General features: G+C 57.9%; 22 protein-coding genes and 2 pseudogenes. 3 read left to right on the plus strand and 21 right to left on the minus strand.

The features are described from left to right. Positions 1-240, minus strand: a 240-nt coding sequence (locus ACXJ5O_RS05705; RefSeq protein WP_457299049.1) for a ketopantoate reductase family protein, incomplete at its 3' end; no start/stop codon positions are given. A 245-nt stretch (positions 241-485) separates the two neighbouring features. Between ACXJ5O_RS05705 and ACXJ5O_RS05710 the strand changes: the two genes are divergently transcribed. After that, the gene (locus tag ACXJ5O_RS05710) at positions 486-815 is read left to right on the plus strand and encodes a hypothetical protein (protein ID WP_457299050.1); all 330 of its coding nucleotides are present in this window, start codon (positions 486-488) and stop codon (positions 813-815) included. Between the two features lie 392 nt (positions 816-1,207). Next, positions 1,208-1,399, plus strand: a complete 192-nt coding sequence (locus tag ACXJ5O_RS05715) for a hypothetical protein (protein WP_271899653.1) — start codon at positions 1,208-1,210, stop codon at positions 1,397-1,399. 214 nt (positions 1,400-1,613) lie between these two features. Here the strand turns inward: ACXJ5O_RS05715 and ACXJ5O_RS05720 are convergent, their stop codons facing one another. The 13 genes from ACXJ5O_RS05720 to mdcA form a co-directional block, all read right to left on the minus strand. After that, positions 1,614-1,787, minus strand: coding sequence for a hypothetical protein (locus tag ACXJ5O_RS05720; protein WP_271899654.1), 174 nt, complete (start codon positions 1,785-1,787; stop codon positions 1,614-1,616). A 178-nt stretch (positions 1,788-1,965) separates the two neighbouring features. Next, complete coding sequence (locus ACXJ5O_RS05725) at positions 1,966-2,262, minus strand: RNA polymerase sigma factor (protein WP_457299066.1); 297 nt, start codon at positions 2,260-2,262, stop codon at positions 1,966-1,968. Next, complete coding sequence (locus tag ACXJ5O_RS05730) at positions 2,243-2,452, minus strand: hypothetical protein (protein WP_457299051.1); 210 nt, start codon at positions 2,450-2,452, stop codon at positions 2,243-2,245. The genes ACXJ5O_RS05725 and ACXJ5O_RS05730 overlap by 20 nt, the downstream gene beginning before the upstream one ends. Positions 2,453-2,469: 17 nt before the next feature. Next, the gene (locus ACXJ5O_RS05735) at positions 2,470-3,081 is read right to left on the minus strand and encodes a hypothetical protein (protein ID WP_457299052.1); all 612 of its coding nucleotides are present in this window, start codon (positions 3,079-3,081) and stop codon (positions 2,470-2,472) included. A gap of 113 nt (positions 3,082-3,194) precedes the next feature. Beyond that, positions 3,195-3,662: an ADP-ribosyltransferase-containing protein gene (locus ACXJ5O_RS05740; protein WP_457299053.1), complete on the minus strand. Its 468-nt coding sequence runs from the start codon at positions 3,660-3,662 to the stop codon at positions 3,195-3,197. A gap of 517 nt (positions 3,663-4,179) precedes the next feature. Beyond that, positions 4,180-4,959 (minus strand): alpha/beta fold hydrolase, encoded by a 780-nt coding sequence (locus ACXJ5O_RS05745; protein WP_457299054.1) that lies wholly within the window; start codon positions 4,957-4,959, stop codon positions 4,180-4,182. A 108-nt stretch (positions 4,960-5,067) separates the two neighbouring features. Continuing rightward, entirely contained in the window at positions 5,068-5,988 is a 921-nt protein-coding gene (locus ACXJ5O_RS05750) for an ACP S-malonyltransferase (RefSeq protein WP_271899657.1), read from the minus strand. Continuing rightward, the gene (gene mdcB, locus ACXJ5O_RS05755; RefSeq protein ID WP_457299055.1) at positions 5,982-6,833 is read right to left on the minus strand and encodes a triphosphoribosyl-dephospho-CoA synthase MdcB; all 852 of its coding nucleotides are present in this window, start codon (positions 6,831-6,833) and stop codon (positions 5,982-5,984) included. The genes ACXJ5O_RS05750 and mdcB overlap by 7 nt, the downstream gene beginning before the upstream one ends. Next, on the minus strand, positions 6,830-7,477 hold the full coding sequence (gene mdcG / locus ACXJ5O_RS05760; protein WP_457299056.1) for a malonate decarboxylase holo-[acyl-carrier-protein] synthase: 648 nt from the start codon (positions 7,475-7,477) through the stop codon (positions 6,830-6,832). Before mdcG ends, mdcB begins: the two co-directional genes overlap by 4 nt. Next, positions 7,470-8,186 (minus strand): biotin-independent malonate decarboxylase subunit gamma, encoded by a 717-nt coding sequence (locus tag ACXJ5O_RS05765; RefSeq protein WP_457299057.1) that lies wholly within the window; start codon positions 8,184-8,186, stop codon positions 7,470-7,472. The genes mdcG and ACXJ5O_RS05765 overlap by 8 nt, the downstream gene beginning before the upstream one ends. Beyond that, positions 8,173-9,072, minus strand: a complete 900-nt coding sequence (locus tag ACXJ5O_RS05770; protein ID WP_457299058.1) for a biotin-independent malonate decarboxylase subunit beta — start codon at positions 9,070-9,072, stop codon at positions 8,173-8,175. Before ACXJ5O_RS05770 ends, ACXJ5O_RS05765 begins: the two co-directional genes overlap by 14 nt. Then, complete coding sequence (gene mdcC, locus ACXJ5O_RS05775; RefSeq protein WP_271899662.1) at positions 9,069-9,386, minus strand: malonate decarboxylase acyl carrier protein; 318 nt, start codon at positions 9,384-9,386, stop codon at positions 9,069-9,071. Before mdcC ends, ACXJ5O_RS05770 begins: the two co-directional genes overlap by 4 nt. Before the next feature lie 16 nt (positions 9,387-9,402). Then, positions 9,403-11,049, minus strand: a complete 1,647-nt coding sequence (gene mdcA, locus ACXJ5O_RS05780; RefSeq protein WP_457299059.1) for a malonate decarboxylase subunit alpha — start codon at positions 11,047-11,049, stop codon at positions 9,403-9,405. Here mdcA and ACXJ5O_RS05785 point away from each other — a divergent pair. After that, positions 10,995-11,474, plus strand: a pseudogene (locus ACXJ5O_RS05785) (GntR family transcriptional regulator); the annotation flags it as partial. The gene mdcA and the pseudogene ACXJ5O_RS05785 overlap by 55 nt on opposite strands. Positions 11,475-11,537: 63 nt before the next feature. On the opposite strand, the gene ACXJ5O_RS05790 reads toward ACXJ5O_RS05785, so the two are convergent. The 7 genes and pseudogenes from ACXJ5O_RS05790 to ACXJ5O_RS05820 all read right to left on the minus strand — a co-directional run bounded on the left by ACXJ5O_RS05790 (position 11,538) and on the right by ACXJ5O_RS05820 (position 16,833). Then, a complete protein-coding gene (locus ACXJ5O_RS05790) occupies positions 11,538-11,879 on the minus strand; it encodes a flavodoxin (RefSeq protein ID WP_457299060.1) in 342 nt (113 codons plus the stop codon). A 17-nt stretch (positions 11,880-11,896) separates the two neighbouring features. Next, positions 11,897-12,052: pseudogene (locus ACXJ5O_RS05795) on the minus strand (sugar phosphate isomerase/epimerase); the annotation flags it as partial. Then, the gene (locus tag ACXJ5O_RS05800) at positions 12,052-13,257 is read right to left on the minus strand and encodes an NAD(P)/FAD-dependent oxidoreductase (protein WP_457299061.1); all 1,206 of its coding nucleotides are present in this window, start codon (positions 13,255-13,257) and stop codon (positions 12,052-12,054) included. The gene ACXJ5O_RS05800 and the pseudogene ACXJ5O_RS05795, both read right to left, overlap by 1 nt. A 59-nt stretch (positions 13,258-13,316) precedes the next feature. Beyond that, a complete protein-coding gene (locus tag ACXJ5O_RS05805) occupies positions 13,317-14,258 on the minus strand; it encodes a substrate-binding domain-containing protein (RefSeq protein WP_457299062.1) in 942 nt (313 codons plus the stop codon). A gap of 72 nt (positions 14,259-14,330) precedes the next feature. Then, entirely contained in the window at positions 14,331-14,645 is a 315-nt protein-coding gene (locus tag ACXJ5O_RS05810; RefSeq protein ID WP_457299063.1) for a MocE family 2Fe-2S type ferredoxin, read from the minus strand. Next, on the minus strand, positions 14,642-15,676 hold the full coding sequence (locus ACXJ5O_RS05815; protein ID WP_457299064.1) for a sterol desaturase family protein: 1,035 nt from the start codon (positions 15,674-15,676) through the stop codon (positions 14,642-14,644). The genes ACXJ5O_RS05810 and ACXJ5O_RS05815 overlap by 4 nt, the downstream gene beginning before the upstream one ends. A 155-nt stretch (positions 15,677-15,831) precedes the next feature. Continuing rightward, a complete protein-coding gene (locus ACXJ5O_RS05820) occupies positions 15,832-16,833 on the minus strand; it encodes a LacI family DNA-binding transcriptional regulator (RefSeq protein ID WP_457299065.1) in 1,002 nt (333 codons plus the stop codon). Between the last annotated feature and the right edge of the window lie 112 nt (positions 16,834-16,945).

Raw genomic sequence — 16,945 nt, forward strand, 5'->3', positions numbered from 1 at the left:
CACGTAATCTTGGGATTCCAGTTGAGAGGGGTCATCGGTTGCCCGAACATGAACACGGTGAGCCTTGCCGTCTTTCATCAATTGGAGGCCGTCGTTCTTGATTGCCGCCAGCGTTGCGTCATGCGCGATGACGCTGACTTCGGCTCCTGCCAGTGCCAGAAGGACACCCATGGTCCCCCCAATAGCTCCAGCACCATAGATGCATACTTTTAAAGGTCGGGATTTCGTCATGGTGAGCATCGATGTTTTCACGGTCGTTTTGGATACCTAATGACCAAAATTGGGAATCACATGCGACAGAATCGCACTCAACCGCCTTGCGCAAAAAAATAGCTCACTTGCATCCGCGCGGAAGACTTGGGGCCGAGAACCTCACGGCCCGTACACAATGCCATCACCAAACTCTGATTGGTCCGGAGCACTTACCGCCCCCACATCAAAGTAACTCCCCATGAAAAACAGAACACGATATTTAGGAGTGAATTATGAGAAAAACGGCAACCATTCTGGCGGTAGCGGCCTTGGGCGCTGTGATGGCAGTTGGCTCAGCGACAGAAACGATGGCACGCGGACACGGAGGCCATCGTGGCCACGGCGGCGGTCACGAGATCTTCAGAAGCCACGGCTTCCACGGTGGTCATCACTTTGGCGGATTTCATGGAAACCGCGGCCATTTCAACCACTATGGTTATCACAACCGAGGTCACTTCCGGCACTTCACGCGCTTTGGATCTCACGATTATTACTGGGGAAACCCCTACTATTCGTGCGGATTCCCGTTTCTCTTCGGCGGAGGCTATCCTTACTGCCGGTAGTCACCCAGCCCTTTGAAGAACCCTCCGAATGGGCTGATCTCCCATCGGCCAGCCATTCGACGACTGATATGATCAACGCTTGATCAAGTAACTGTGTCTGCGAGCAGCGTCAATACGGGTGCTCAAGCGACCTTGCAAGAAGTTATACCTGACAAGTTGCGAGTAATGTCACTAAAACTACTGGATCAGTTTGCATAAACCATCGTATAATTAAAGCCTCTCACGCGCGCACCTAGATCTAGTTTGCTTTTGTATTGGATACGAAAGCTTACAAGTTAAGGAGTGAGTTATGAGAAAATCTGTAACAACCCTGGCGGTATTGGCCTTAGGAGCAATGGTAGCCGTCGGCTCGGCGACTGAATCAATGGCACATGGCGGTGGAGGAGGCGGACATGGCGGCGGTGGCAGCCATAGCGGGGATTCTGGCGGCGGTCATGGTTTCGGAGGTGGTGGCCGAGGTTTCGGTGGAAGAGGTGACCATGGTTTCGGTCGCGGCATCGGCGGTGGCGATCACAGCTTCGGCGGACGCTCCCATGGAGGTATGTTCGGTTCAGGTGGCATCTTCGGCAGTGCTCGTGGCGTGATGGCAAGTCATGATCGCTTTGATGGCCGCAGAGATCACTTTAGGGACTTCCGCCGCGACGATAATTACGGATACTGCGATCCCTACTCCTGTAACTGACAACTCAAATCCGGCTCCCCGGTAAAACGGGGGCCGGATTGGAAAGCAAACTCAGGAACGAGGTTGAAGGACGCAAATCGCGCGCCTTAACCTTGCCAATGCGGCCTTCGTGTCGCTCAAGCTGCGCAACTGTCATATTGCATATGCAAGCGCTCATAATACTGCGGATAGTGAATGCGAACCCATTCGCTTGCGCCGCGCAGGTATGCTATTTCCACAGCGTCGTAGAGTTGGTGTTCGAGTTCCTCAGTGCGGATTGCGGAAGGATCAGTTCTTTGAATCGTGCTCATGTTCAGTCCAATCATCTTTGACAATTTGCAGAATAAAAATACTGCCTCCAATGAAGTATGAACGGACGTCAGCGTTTTGAATTATACACTGGTTTGCATCAACTAAACGTTGGTTGTCATGAGGAAGTGGTGAGAAAAATATGTCGGACAGTCAGGAGCAACCTGACAGCATTAAAAGCTAGAAGACTTTTCCAGGCTCTGAATCTCTTGCTGGCACGCTGCTTTCTGCCAACAAAATTCGAGCGTCGACGAGGCCACGCATGATGGTGCTAATTGGCAATGCCAGAACTTCGGCTACCTCACTATAAGACATCCGCTCCACGTAGGTAAGGAATACCGCCGCACGGCAGGCATCCGGCAATCCCATTAACCGGTGTAAGACCAGATCAGCATCATACGGAGTGTATCCGCAGTCGCTGTCGTTATGGACGTTTCTGCTACAATTGGAACGGTGTTCATTGAACCAGACGGAAATGCATTATGGAGAACGACCAGCAATCCATACGCTGGTTGCAGGGTAGTGATGGATAGCGCTCAAGCACACGGATGCATGTCTGTTCGACAAGCTTTTCTGCAATATGGTCGTCGAGGGAAAGGACCACCCCAAAACGCCAAAGATGACCGAGAAAGTGCGAGAGGTCGGCCCTCTTTTGGCGCTCGTTCATTACCATTTGCTCCGTCGTTACATCGGTGGGACCACGCCATCAGCGCCGACCACGACACGATGTGAGGTGAACTCGCTGTCGGCTCCGAATTCCGAGGGGGCAAACACCGCGGCACCAGCCTTTAGATCAGTTGTTTTCCCGACCGCCAACGCCACGATGGGCGTATTGTCCGGGATCGCGATCTTCTTTTGACCGCCGCGATAGGTGACTGTGACGGTCTGACCGTCTACGCCCTTGACGGCATTTGCAACGGTCGCATTGGTCATGCTGCTGTTTGGCTTCAGATCCCACGCATAGTTGCCCTCGCCAGATCCCTTGAGGGCTGCCGGGAAGATGACGACTTCGAGCGCACTGCTGGTGCCTCCGCTTGTCGGAACATTGGCAATGCCGACAAAATCACCTTCTTTGATGTTGTCTATCGACGCCTTGGTCACGGTGTTGACAGTCAGATCGTCTGCAAGGGTGATTGCTGTCTCGCCGCCTTCCAGCGTTTTGATAACCAACGTCTTTCCGGCGACGCTTTCGATTGTCCCGCGTACATTGACGTGACTGGATGTTTGGGCGGCGCTAGGCTGGTTGTTTGACTTCATCATCGTGCTTTGTGCATTGCTTTCTAGCGACAACGACATCAGACAGGTTGTTCCCAGCACAAGACCCAGCAGCAATTTTGTGGTTCTACAAAGAGGCATACTCGTTCTCCGTTCTTTCATTCTTCAGCGAGTTCATGAACATCAACTAATGTTCAGCTTGAGGGATATGTTCGAAATCGCCCTAACAAGGATCTGAGCTTCAACAAAGGCGGGGTGTTCCGTTTTCGCGTATCGGGAATTGCGAGATCGGGGCTGCGGTCGAAGCTTTGAATTTGTCTAGGGTAGAAAGCGACGACTTCGACGTAGCTGTCTTGCAGGAGCAGGACCCCGTCATACCCCAATCCTATCAATCTCTCGCGTGCATACTCGATCGGCCGAAAAATTCTCGTGGCTGCGATCCACTCGTCGTACGAAAGACGTTTATCAAGAACATAGGGGTTCTGCAGTGTCACCTTGGCGACGACCGGATCGAGACCGTTCGAATATTGCCGCTCAAGCTCCATATCGTTGGAGAAATAGAATCCGCGGCCGAATGCACCGCTGTCGTTGCACTCGCTAAAGTCGAAGCCTCTGAAATCGGCATCGGTGCCGTGGCACAGGATCAGAGTGAATGTGGACATCGTAAGACCTCAGTGGAGACACCTGCGCTCGCCCAGCAAGGCGCTGTCGTCAAATCTCATGAGCAGCCGCTCGTAGTGCGTTGGGTGATTAAGACGAACCCATTCGGTCGCGCCATGAAGAAATGCTGCCTCAACGGCGCTGTCGAGGTTGGCTGTAGGGCCGTCTATGGTGACCTGGAGGCTTCGCGTTTGGTTGGCCGCCTGGGGAGTTTCTCCATTCATTGATCTATGAGGCATTTACGTTCCAATCAACATTTCTCGCCATGAGCGGTGTTGCCACAACAACAACGGATCGCCGCYGCAATCATTATAGTTTTGGGGAAACTGTCGGCGTTTTATATTATACCCTCGTATCAGAACGTTAGACATTGGTTCATGGTAAGCGAGCGGCGCACTTAGTCCGAGGCTCGGCCGATGGTCGCAGGATATCCAACCGCGCCATCGATCGTTTTGGGGCACGGTAGAGTTCTGGTTCGGCGAACATCGTGATCTGGCCGCGAAGCAGTTCAGGAAAGAGCTACGGGCGCTGACCAGCTGCTTCCAGGATCAATTGGGTGATCTTGTCGGGATGGGAGATCAGCGAAAGATGGCTTGCCTTCACTTCTATCGTCTTGGCGCCCATTCGTTTCGCCATGAAGCGTTCGAGGTCCGGGTTRATTGTCCGGTCTTCCGTCGAAACAGCATAGAAACTCGGCTTCGAGMGCCAGGCTGCCTGCGTGGTCTTGCCGGTGAGAAGAGCTTTTTGGAACGGCTCCTGGACGGCATAAAGTACCTTGGCCTTTGCTTCAGGCAGGTCGCCCGCAAAGTCGCGCAGGAATGCAGTCTCGCTGAGGCGTCCTTCATCGCCGTCGAAAACGATGCCAGCGGTTGCCGGTGGCGTGGGGAATGTCTTGGCCAGCGCCGCGTAATCCTCGCCTGCGTCCGGTGCCCGCGCCGCGATGTAGACAAGCGCCGAGACATTGGGATGCACACCGGCTTCGCTGACAATCATCCCGGCAAAGGAATGTCCGACTAGAACTGTCGGGCCATCCTGCCGTGCCAGTACCCGCTGGACGGACGCAACCGCTTCGGGGAGCGTCGTCAGGGGATTTTGTACCGAGGTGGCATTGAGGCCCGCCTTTTGCAATCGTGCGATCACCTCGGACCAGCATGAGCCGTCGGCGAACAGTCCGTGCGCGAAGACAACGTTGCGCGCCTTTGCCGGCACGGAAGCCGCAGCCATGCTGYGGGTCGAGACTAGGGTGGCGGCGGCGCCGGCAACAAGGGCGGCTGAGAAAGTGCGTCTGTTCATCATCATGATTTGGTTCCTTTGTGTTGGACAATTTGATGTATGGTATGCGGGCATGCAGTCTCAGAGTGGGAACCCGGAGCGGTAGAAATCGGTTCGCAGCCAGGGCGTCGTAGCTTATCCGGTCGCGAGCCACTTGCGGATTCCTGCTACGGAACGGAAAGCGTCGGCGGCGTAGCTTTGAACGTCGGGAAGCGCTTCGCGCGCCATCTCGGCAAGCGCGTGCCCAGGCCCGAGATCCAGGGCGCGGTCGACGCCCGATTCGGAAAGGACGTCTAGGGTTGTGGCCCAATCGACTGGGGTTGCGACTTGGGCAGCCAGCTTCGCCGCTGCCGTTGCCACTGCGACGACGCGCTCGCCGTCGCCGCCGGCTAGCAGCAGGTGACCGGCTATCGGCTCAGCCAATATCTCGGTTGCCAGCGCCGCGCGCAGGGGGGCGACTGCGGTTGCGAGATGAGTTGTGTGGGAGGCGATTTTCACGGCGAGAAGATCGGCGCGCGCTGCGCCAGCCGCCAAGGCCGCGGCGCAGACCGCGATGACATCGGGCTCACGGCCGCCTACTATGAACAGATCGCCGGGATTGGTGATCGCGATCGCGCAATGATGAGATTCTGTCAAGCGCTCGATCGCCACCCGCCGCAACCCACGGACATAACCCAGCCGTCCGCCAATGCCTCCCGCGACGTCCATGGTGCGCGCGCGTTCGTCAGTGAGCCTCAAGGCAGTTGCCGCGGTCCAGATGCCCGCGATGCTCCAAGCGGCCATCTCGCCCACACTATAGCCGGTGACGGTGAGATGCTCCGGCAGAGCATCTTGAATGCAGGCATGCATCGTCAGCGCCGCCGTCACAGAGAGGATCTGGCTGGTGCGGTTAGTGGCTAGTCGATCGCTTGTGGCATTCTGCACCAGATGGCGCGGGTCTTCGCCAAGAAGGCGCGTGGCCTCCTCGAAGATCGCTGCCGCTTCCGGCCGGTCGGCAACGAGGCTGAACATATCCGCGGACTGCAGGCCTTGCCCGCCGCAAAGCAGAGCTAGCATGGTGCCTCCAGACGATCGACAAACAGCGCCATGGCCAAGAGGTCTGCGCACCCGCCAGGGCTAAGGTTGCGGGCGATGAAAGCTCCGTGAATAGCAGTGGCCCGGGCTTGCCAGTCCGTTTGTCCCACACCGCCTTCCGCCAGGAAGGTCGACGCCTGCGCCTGTGCGAAGGCCAGCCCGGCCGATCCACCCCGATGCAGGAGATTGGTGTCTTCGACAGAAGCGATCAGAGCCATGCAGGCATGGACGCGCGCTGCCTCGTCGCTGCGAGAAAAAGCACGGCCGGCTCGAAGTGCGGGAAGGGCGATCTTGTAGACCGACGGTAGGCCCTGTGCGGCCTCGGCGCGAGCGCCACCAGAGCCATAGTATCGTGCCGCATTGGCGCCGTGGCTGTGTAAAGAAACCGGGCCCGTCAGAATAGCCTCTCCCCATCGCTCGGCGATGATCGCACCGAGCGAGCGGCGTACGCCGTAAACATGTCGAAAGCCGGCGGCGGCGGCAAGAAGCCCCAAGCCGAAGATTGCGCCACGATGAGTGTTCACACCGCTGGTTGCAGCGAGCATGGCACGTTCGGCGGCGATGCCGATGGCACGCAGGCGATCCATGCCAGCACCTGCGGCGCCCGCCGCTGCGAGATCGGCAAGAAAGGGGGCGAGTGTTTCCGCGCTGCGGATCAGCAGCACGGCGTCCATGTCACAATGCGCGCCGTTGTCGATGTGACTGACAAGGCCCGGCTTCGGATGGGTCTCGACTTCCAGCCTCAGGCACAGTGCTGCGAGACGGCCGACATCTTCACTCGTGAATCTCGGCTCGAACGTATAGGCGGGCGAGGTCGTAGCGATCATTGCATGCCTCCCGCGAAGAATTCTGCCCGGGAGACAACCCGCACGTCGCGCGGTCCTTTGACGAGGACACTCTCTGCGCCGCCATCCCACAGTTCCCGCCATTGCACGGCGCCCGCTTTGCTATGGATCTCGCCGTCGATACGCATCAATGTGATCTCGGCAATGGCCGCGATGCCTTCAAGAAGGGCGTCGACATCGCCACCGGGCGGCAAATACCACAGTAGATCGAGGTCCGAGGCAGCGGAAAGGTAAGGCAACGCTGTAAGGCACTCCCAAGCCAGGCTGCCAAAGACCCGGGTAGTTGCATCAAGGCGGATCAACTGGGCGATGCATGGGTGCCAGCAGGCGGGTGCTGATAGGACGGCGGCGGACAGCAACGGCGGCGGATCTGCGCGCAGGATATCGTCCGGATTGAGCGTTACCGCGATGCGGCGTTTCCCCTGTGCGAGCGGCAGAGGAAGACCGAGAGCCACCTTTCGCGCATCGTCGCTGCAGAGCGGCCGTCTGACGACAAGCGGATAGCCGGCATCGACCCATCCCGCTACGAGGGGCTCATTCGCCAGGTCGGGGCGCTGCACCATCAATTCGGCCCATGCGCGCGGCGAGGGTTTTACCATGGTGTGGCGCGGGAAAATCTCAGGCATGGGATGCCTCCTTTTCGACGCGCTCGGCAATGGAGGCCGCTTTTGGGCGCCCGCCACGGCTTTCTCCCAAGCGATCACGTGCGTCGTGGCTGGTCTGCTCGGCCAGGAGTGCGAAAAATTGTTCGGCAAGCGATTGATCGGGGTTCCATACGCTGTGAATGGCGCCGGTCTGCGCCAGGTTTTCCAGACCTGGCGCGAACACCGGTGTCTTCTCGGCCTTCGCCTTCAGGACCTCAATCGGCAGTTTGGTGACACGTGCCATCGACGGCAGATCCATCACAGCCGGGTGCGCGCCCGGGAGTGCGACAAGCGTGCCGGTGGCCAGTGCGGTCGCAATGAAGGCGCCGGCAGCGCTACCGCCATAGAGCAGGCCGATGGTCCTATGACCCTGCGCCCCAGCCAGCAGCAGCGTCTTGGCCAAGTGGGCCAGGCATTCGCTGAGGCCCAGCAGTTCGTCACGCCGGCTCATCCGTTGACTGGAGGAATCGATCAGCACGAGAACGGGCCCAGCGCTCCCTTTGCGCGTAATCTCCAGCACATGGCCGGCAAGGATGAGCGCACCTTCGCAGCCGAGCGGGCTTTGACCGGCGATGCCGATGACATGAACCTTGATTGCGTTGATGATGCCGCTACCGGAGATCAGATTGTCCGTGACAGCCACCTCATGGCCGCCCGGGAACAGCGAAGCCAAGATATCAGCGAGCTCCATTGGCCGTCTCCCGCTTGTCCGCAATGCGTCGCAGAAATTCGTCGTTTGCAAGGCCTGGGATTTCGGTCGGCTCGCTGACGCCAATGTCTGTCCAGATATCAATGGCATCATGCGCCTTGCCGAAACGGTGGAGGCGGTGTTCGAGACGTTGCTGCTCGGCCTCCAGCACGTCGGCATCAAGCCGGCCGTTCTCAGCAAGCACAATGAGCGCAGCTTCGCGGAAGGCCAGGACATCGTCATCGACGAAGGCATCGGCGCCGCCGATCAGATAGCGGTGCTTACCGCCCATCGTTCGCCAGACCAGGGCGCGGTCTCGCGAATCGAATTCCTCAACTCCCCTGTTTGTCTCGATCACTTCCGGACCGCTGACGCTGATGCGACCCTGTTCCGAAACGATCAAGGCAGAGCAGCAACCGGCGATCAGACTGCCACCGCCATAGCATCCGGCGCGGCCGCCGATCAGGCCGACGACCTGCACGCCAGCCATTCGCGCCTCGACGAGTGCGCGCATGATTTCGGCAATGGCGATTTCGCCGGCATTGGCCTCCTGCAGCCTGACACCACCGGTGTCGAACAGGATCAGCACAGGTTCTCCGAGCGATCGGGCGGCCCGCAGAAGGCCGGTGAGCTTGGCGCCATGCACTTCACCGAAAGCACCGCCCATGAAGCGTCCCTCCTGAGCCGCTACCAATATGCGGCGTCCTTCGAGAGTACCTCGACCGACGATGATGCCATCGTCGAATTGTTCCGGCAGATCGAAAATCGCCAGATGCGGGCTGCTCTCACGCTGCTCGGGGCCGATAAATTCTACGAAACTACCCGGATCGAGCAATGCTGCGACCCGCTGGCGTGCGCCGGCTTCATACCAACTGTTTGCAGATGTCATGCTTCAAGCTCCTCGATCAGACGGACACCTTGTGCGAGACGCAGGGAGACCATGTCCGGTCGTGCTCCGCCGTCATTGATCGAAATATGCAAGCCGCCCGCGGAGCGTCGCATCACGAAATCATCGATCACCGCTGCCCATACAGCCGCAAAACCGTGCACCGCCGTAGCGATATCAACTACGCAAACGTTCGCTGGTAAATCACGCTCGAGAAGAACTTCCAGATTGCCAGAGGCGACGACGCCGACGATGGCTCTTGCACGGGTACCGGCGGCGGCGGTTGATGCCTTCATTGTGAAACTGAGCTTTTCCAAGGGCTGATCTTCCTCTTCACCAATTCCGGAAGCGGCTCGGAGGCTGGTAGAGACCACCCGAGGCGAGCATGAGATCCTTGATCGAGCGTGCTGCCAGCATGCGGCGGTCCGCATCGAGCGGATCGATGCCGAGATCCTCCGGGCGGCGGATGACGCCGCGCGCGCGCAGCCGTTCGACCATCTTGCGGTCACGTGCCCGGCCGACATCGGTGTAACCGGCAACACCGCGGATTGCCTRTTCGCGCTCGTCGTTGTCGCGACAGAGCAAGAGGTTGGCGATTCCATCCTCGGTGATGATGTGACTGACGTCATCGCCGTAGATCATGACTGGCGCGAGATCGAGGTCGAGCTTGTCCGCAAGTTCCAGAGCATCGAGCCGTTCTACAAACAGCGGTACGTTCTTTTCGCCAAAGGTCTCGCCGATCTGTACCACCAGCTTACGCCCGCGGCGCAGGCCCGCTGCGGCATCGGGATCAGCATCAGCGCCGGCTTTCAGCCAGGGTTCGCTCGGATGGCGACGGCCGCGCGAATCGGACCCCATGTTGGGTGCACCGCCAAAACCCGCGATGCGGTTGGTCGTAACCGTCGAACTATGGCCCTGGAGATCGATCTGTAGAGTGGAGCCGATGAACATGTCGCAGGCATAGAGCCCCGCGACCTGGCAATACGCGCGGTTGGAGCGGAGTGATCCATCCGGACCGGTAAAGAAGATGTCGGACCGCGCCGAGAGATAATTATCCATACCGACTTCGGAGCCGAAGCTGTGGATCTGCTCCACCCAGCCGGCCTCGATTGCCGGAATGAGCGTGGGATGCGGATTGAGCGCAAAATGCGTGCAGATCTTGCCCTTCAGACCAAGTTTTTCGCCATAGGTGGGCAATAGCAGCTCGATGGCGGCGGTGTTGAAGCCGATGCCATGGTTGAGACGGCGAACACCGTAGGGCGCATAGAGCCCCTTGATGGCGAGCATTGCCGTCAAGATCTGCGTCTCCGTGATCGCGGCCGGATCGCGGGTGAACAGCGGTTCGACATAGAACGGTTTCTTTGCGTCAACGACGAAATGGACCAAGTCTCCGGGGATATCGACGCGCGGCACCTTGTCGACGATCTCGGCCACTTGCGCCACAACCAAGCCACTCTTGAAGCTGGTTGCCTCCACGACGGTCGGTGTGTCCTCGGTGTTGGGGCCAGTGTAGAGGTTGCCATCCCGATCGGCGCTAACCGCGGCGATCAACGCCACCTGCGGCGTCAGATCGATGAAATAGCGGGCGAAGAGCTCCAGATAGGTATGGACGGCCCCGAGCTCGATCTTGCCACCGAACAGCATGCGCGCGATGCGCGTCGATTGCGGGCCCGAATAGGAGAAGTCCAGCCGCTTGGCGACGCCCTTTTCGAACACATCGAGATGCTCCGACAGCACGACGCCCGATTGCACCATGTGGAGATCATGGATCTTACCGGGATCGAGATTGGCAAGTGCCTTGGCGAGTATATCGGCTTGCTTCTGGTTATCGCCCTCCAGGCAGACGCGATCACCTGGCCGGAGGACTGCTTCTAGGAATCGAGGGAGGTCATCCAAGGCGACGCTTTTGCCGCAGGCATAGCGCTGGCCGGCATAGCGTCGCAGTGCGAGAGCCTCCTTTTGTGTACTCCAGTTCCGCATTTCTGGTACTCCGTGCACAACTTGTCCCAGTCTTAGCGAGGCAACGATCGAAGCTCTATTATACTTAGGTGTGGTCGCTAAAAGCCGAGCGGTGCTTAGAATGTGCGTCAGGCTGGCGGCCTATCGGATGACACCGCTTGGGCGTAGCCATCTGATAGAATTGCACGATGCCTCCGAGCAGCTAGTCGTGCGGGGTGATTTCCATGCCTGCGACGCCTTCAACCTCAAATTCCACGAGGGTATATATCGCGCCACTCACAATGGCTTCCTTGCCGAACAAGCGATTGCAGTTGCGCGCTAGACTTAACGCCTTCCGGCGCACCCAGTTGCGGCAGGGAGAATACCTTGGCAGATCCCGGGATTAACATGAGGCTATCGTGGAGGCGATAACGGAGGGTGACGGCGAGCAGGTATCCCGCCGTATTGCCTTGTCGTGCGTCGGGGACGACAAGGCCCAGCCACCGTAGATGCATAATCCATGACAGCTTTTAGATTCTAAGTACATTAGCTCCAATATTGGCTTCCAATTTACGCTCAAGTTTTCGCGAGTGCGCTGTAATGGTGATCTCAAGTGATCCGGTTCCAACCTCCAATGCCAGAAGATGGCCGCCAACGGCCGCGAAGGTATGATCGCAGCCGACCCCGTGAGCATGAATCGACGGCTTCCCTGAGAGATCATGACCCGAAAGAAATGACTTGATCACGGGAGGCGCGGACATTCCCCAGATCGGAAAACCCAGCAGCACGGCCGAGTAAATGCTCAAGTCTGGCACGCCAGATTTGAGTGGCGGCTTATAGCCAGTGTCGCGCTCACGTTGGGCCTGTTTCACCGTCGCGTCGTAGTCGTCCGGATAACGTCGTGTCGACTTGTGTAGTGTGCACTGACACCGTCGAAACCCGCCCCGGAAATCATGGCGATATTCTCACGCAGACCTCGCTCGCGTCCGTCGGTGTGCCGGCGTTCCATGGCCCATAGCGATTGGAAGACAAGCAGTTTCTGCATCACGCGGCTCGGGCGTTTCGTAAGAGAGTCTTGAGGTTCACACTTGGGTCCGCCAGTGCCAACGGTTTGGGGCTGACGCCTGAGGCGATCAGAATTTCGGCCAGCTTGATATCTTTTGCTATTCCGTTGCCGATGCCAAGGCCCGCTGCGGCCACAATACGCCCGCTGTCCAAATAAAACTCTATCTCACCATCCGCGAGAGGGCGCACCACACTTTGATGCCCGGCTTCCGGCGATCCTGTCACTTGCAGGCTAAGGTCGTACTGATCGGACCAGAACCATGGGCTGGTAGCGAATGCGTTTTCCGCACCCGCCATGTTTTGCGCCGCTGTCTCGGCCTGGCTGCGGGCATTCCGCCAACTCTCGAATCGAATGTGCCTGCCGCCTGGTTGAAGCACCGCAGCGCAGTCGCCCGCAGCGAAGATATCAGACACACTGGTGCGAAGAAAAGCGTCCGTTAGAATACCGTTGCCGGTTGAAATTCCTGCCGCTTTCGCCAACTCAATCTCAGGCATTACACCGATGGCACTAACCACCATGTCCGCAGGTACCTCAGTGCCATCGGCCAGCACTACCGCGTCATGGTCGATCGCGGCGACACCTTGACCCAGGAAGAAGCGAACGCCTTCATCGACGTGCCTTGTACACAACGCTTCTGCGAAACGTGCGGGAACGGCACGCCCTAGCGGCCTCGTTGCAGCTTCAATGATGCTGACAGCGACATCCTTGCCGCGCAACACCGCTGCGAGTTCCATCCCAATCAAACCGCCGCCGATGATTGCAACGGTCCGATCTGGCTCAGCATTGGAGAAAATCGCCTCGGCGTCGGCATGGGTTCGGAAATCGAGCGCGAGCTCTGCACCGGGACATGTGAGCTTTCTCGGACGAGCTCCCGTGGCAAGGAGCAGCTTTTCATACCTCAATTCCCGCCCGTCGCTTAAGATCACGACTCCGGAATCCGTATCCAATCTCGAGGCCGACAATCCGTGAATATAGTCGATGCCTGCCGACTCCAGGGCATCTTTCCCGCAGATGACTTTCATCTGCACAGCGCCACTCATCGGCTTCGACAGCGGTGGCCGTTCGTATGGTAGATGATATTCGGCTCCGACCAGCGTGATCGATCCAGAATATCCCGCTTCGCGTAAGGCGAATGCCGCTCGAGTACCGCATTCTCCAGCCCCGATAATGACAAAACCGTCCATGTGTTCTCCAATTAAAAGGGCCGGCGCAAATAAAGAACGATGCGCCGGCCAGGGGAGGATCAGTTCTGCTTGGCGAATTGAGACATGTTTGCCGGCGTAACCAGTTCGAAAGGTACCCATACCTCCTTGTCGATGCTCTTGCCGCGAGCCAGCGCGACGGCCGCATCTACGGCACTCGCCGACTGTGCTTTGGCGTTCTGGAACACCGTTACGTCCAGATCACCCGCCGCCATCGCGGCAAGGGCATCCTGTGTCGCGTCGATGCCAACGACGATTACATCATCCATCGACAACCCGGCTGCCTTGAGTGCCTGAATCGCACCAATTGCCATCTCATCGTTATTGGCGAAGATCACATCGGCCGGCCGGCCGGCGGTGATCCAGTTCGTGGTCAGATCGAGTGCATTCGTCCGTGTCCAGGAGGCCGTCTGCTCGTCGGCTATCGTCACTCCCTTGCAATCACCTGACGCCAGTGTTTCCTTAACCGACGACGTACGGTCCCGCGAGGCCTGATGCGCCAAATCTCCCATTAATATGTAGACCTGTGCATCGCCAGGCTTTCCTTTTTTCTTCAACAATTCACAGGCGGCCTCGGCACCCAACCTTCCCGAGTCGGTTTCCTTCGAACCGACATAGGCCTGCTTTGCGGGCAATTGATCGATGTTATCCGGTTCGAGGTTGAGGTATACGAGCGGAATTCCTGCCTTGTTTGCCGCTTCGCTGATGCCGGGGGCGGCGGACGTATCCGCCAACGTCAAGATGATTGCATCCACACCCGAAGCGATGAAGTTGTCCACCTGGCTGCGTTGTTTTGAAACGTCGGTCTGTGCGTCCTCGATTTGCAGCTTGACCCCTTCGACTTCCGACGCCCTGGCACTCAGGCCTTCCCGAAGAAGTGTCTGGAAGTTGTTGTCGAAGCTCTGCATCGAGACGCCGATTGTCTCGGCCGAAGCGGTACTTGCCATTAAGACGGCCAAAGCCGCCATACAAAGTGCTTTCATGTTATCCTCCCTAAGGGTGCCGGGCCACCTTGGTGCATACCGGGGGCGTCGAGCCCGCCTGATTTTGTTGGCCTAGTCCGGGGCGGCCACGCGCACCTCCCCGTCAATCAATTCGGCCGGATAAGTTCTCAAGTTTTCGCAGGCGGGGAGCCTCAGTGCCTCCCCGGTGCGGTAGTCGAAAGCGCCGGAATGCTTGGGACATTCCACCTCGAAATCCATGACGAGCCCGTCCGCGAGATGAACCGCCTCATGTGTACAAAGGCCCGCCGTGCAATAAATGCTGTCGTCCGGCCCACGGTAGATCGCGTAGGTGCGGCCGCCATGGTCGAAGCGGATAGCGCCTTCTTGCTCGATATCGTCCAACTTGCAGGCAGTTATCCAGGTCATTTGACCGCTCCCTCGACTTCGACGCGCGCCTTACGGGCCGCGAGTTTGTCCTTGCGTCTACGATAGCGTTCCTGCATTCGGGCCTCGCCCTCCGGCGAGCCGTCGTGCCAGGTACCAAACCACTTATCGAGAGGGATCAAGGCGTCACCGTAGTTCACCTCGAAATACTTGTGGTGGAGGTAGTGTGCATAGGCGTGGCTATCGACAAGCTTGTCGTCACCGATCTCGACCTTGTCGAAGCCGACGTGGCCCGGGATGGCCCCAAAACCCGCGTAGTGGAGCTGGTAGAGCATAAGAATCGGGTTGGAAGGCAGGATCAGATGGTAGAACGCTGTTCCAAAGTAGAGCAGATGCTCAACCGGATGCATCGATAGCGAGGACCAGGGCGAAGGGTTAACCGAGTTGTGGTGGACGGAATGCACCCATTTGTAGAGAAACGGGATATGAATGAGCCTATGAATGCAGAAAAAGTGGAACTCGTGGATAATCGGCACCACAAGCGCGACACAAGCGAGCGTCCACGGATTTTCCGCGAAGCTGAGCCACGGCGCATTTCCATTCGCATAAGCCCACAGCATGGGGACCTCGATCGCCGTCCAGATCGTAACGCCCGACAGGAACGTGCGTAGAGCGTTGTCGAGGTTCTGGCGTTCGAACCAGAACGCCTTGCTCTTCTGTCCGGAAGGAAACTTGCCGTTGTACTTGAAGCGATTTTCCTGACKTTTCAGGACATAGAGCTGAAGTTCGAACGCGCCATAGAAGAAAAACACGCAGATAACATTCAAAGCATAAAGCCAGGAGACCCAGCCGATGCTTATTGCCTGCATCGTCTCGATCGGCGGAATGACCCAAGCCCAATAGGCGACCGCCGAAGCAGCGAAGATCGCATTCCACGGAAAGAAATAGTGCGGCAGCCATTTCAGGATTGCTATCAACCGCGGCGGAAATACAAAGAGCGGTGCGGTCGCGATTGACTGGTTCGGCCGCCAGTCGCCGCGCTTGTCGCGCTTACCGAAGTTGAGATCATCCATAGTGCTCTCCGAACTAAGCCCATTCAAATTTTGATATTGTAGGAGAGCAACCGCAGCGCCTTGTCTGGTGTCCTTTCGACGCTCCAGTTCTCCTGCCCGCCGCGAAAATAACAGGAGGTCTTATGAGCGTCGAAGCCTTCTTTGATCTAATCAGATCAAAGGCCTTCTTTGGTGATGGTGATGAAACGAATGGGAGCTTGGTCTGGCTCGATATCGGTCAAACCGATGCGGCGAAGGATCAAATCTAGCGCACGGCGCGCCTGCGCCTCTGGTGCCTGATCCAGCACCACATCGATGATGCCGTCATGCAAGGCAGTTCGAGTATAGTCCGTCAGTTCGTGACCAACGAAGAATATGTCTCGACCCCGCGGATGATGACGTAGCACATCGATCAGCGCCGAATTCGCGCCGCCAGCGTTGTAGAGACCCGCGAGATTTGGAAACATCCTCAACGCCGATGACAACAAATCGGCGCTGTAGAGTTCGTCATCGCGTCCGAAGCCTAGCCATTGAAAGCTGATGGTACCGGGATGTTCGAGGAAATAATCCGAAAATCCGCTAATCCGATCGCGGTGCACCTGATAGACCGGATGGCAGATTGCAATAACCGGGCCAACATGAAGTGCCATCCGAGCGATATAAAGGGCTGCGGTCCGTCCCGCCGCATGGTTGTCGATGCCGACGAATTCCGCTCCACCCCGAGAAGCTCGAGTTACGACATGGACGACTGGAAGACCCTGCTCAACAACTGTATCTACTGCTGCGCTGATCACCGGATTGCTGGGCACCGCAAGTATGAGCCCGGCACGTGAAAGGTCAGTGGATAAAATTCGCCGCGCAATCTCGTCAGGCTTCGTTTCCTCGGCGAAGCTACGATGCACAATCACCAAAGGATCGAGGGTAGCGGCGATCCTCTCAAAAGCTTTCGACAGCCGCTGATAAAAGGTCGTTTCGGGTCGAACCATCAGCACCTCTATCCGCAGCAATCCTCTATGGGCTTCCGGAAGCTTGTGTGGGTGGTTCAGAGCGCGAGCAGCGATAACCACCCTCTCCACCAATTCCGGGCGAACACCTCCACGTCCGTTCAGGACCCGCTCAACAGTTGCGGTTCCCACTCCTGCTTGGCGGGCGATATCCCGATACCTCGGCTTGCTCACTTTCTGAACTCTCAACTAGGGATGCGCTGCATAGTCGGTTCAAACATAAGACCCGTCATTTCGCTACCTTATCCCGCTATTCAGACGGATAATACTCGAGCCGATCGGAAGT

This window comes from Phyllobacterium sp. P5_D12 (assembly GCF_054049495.1).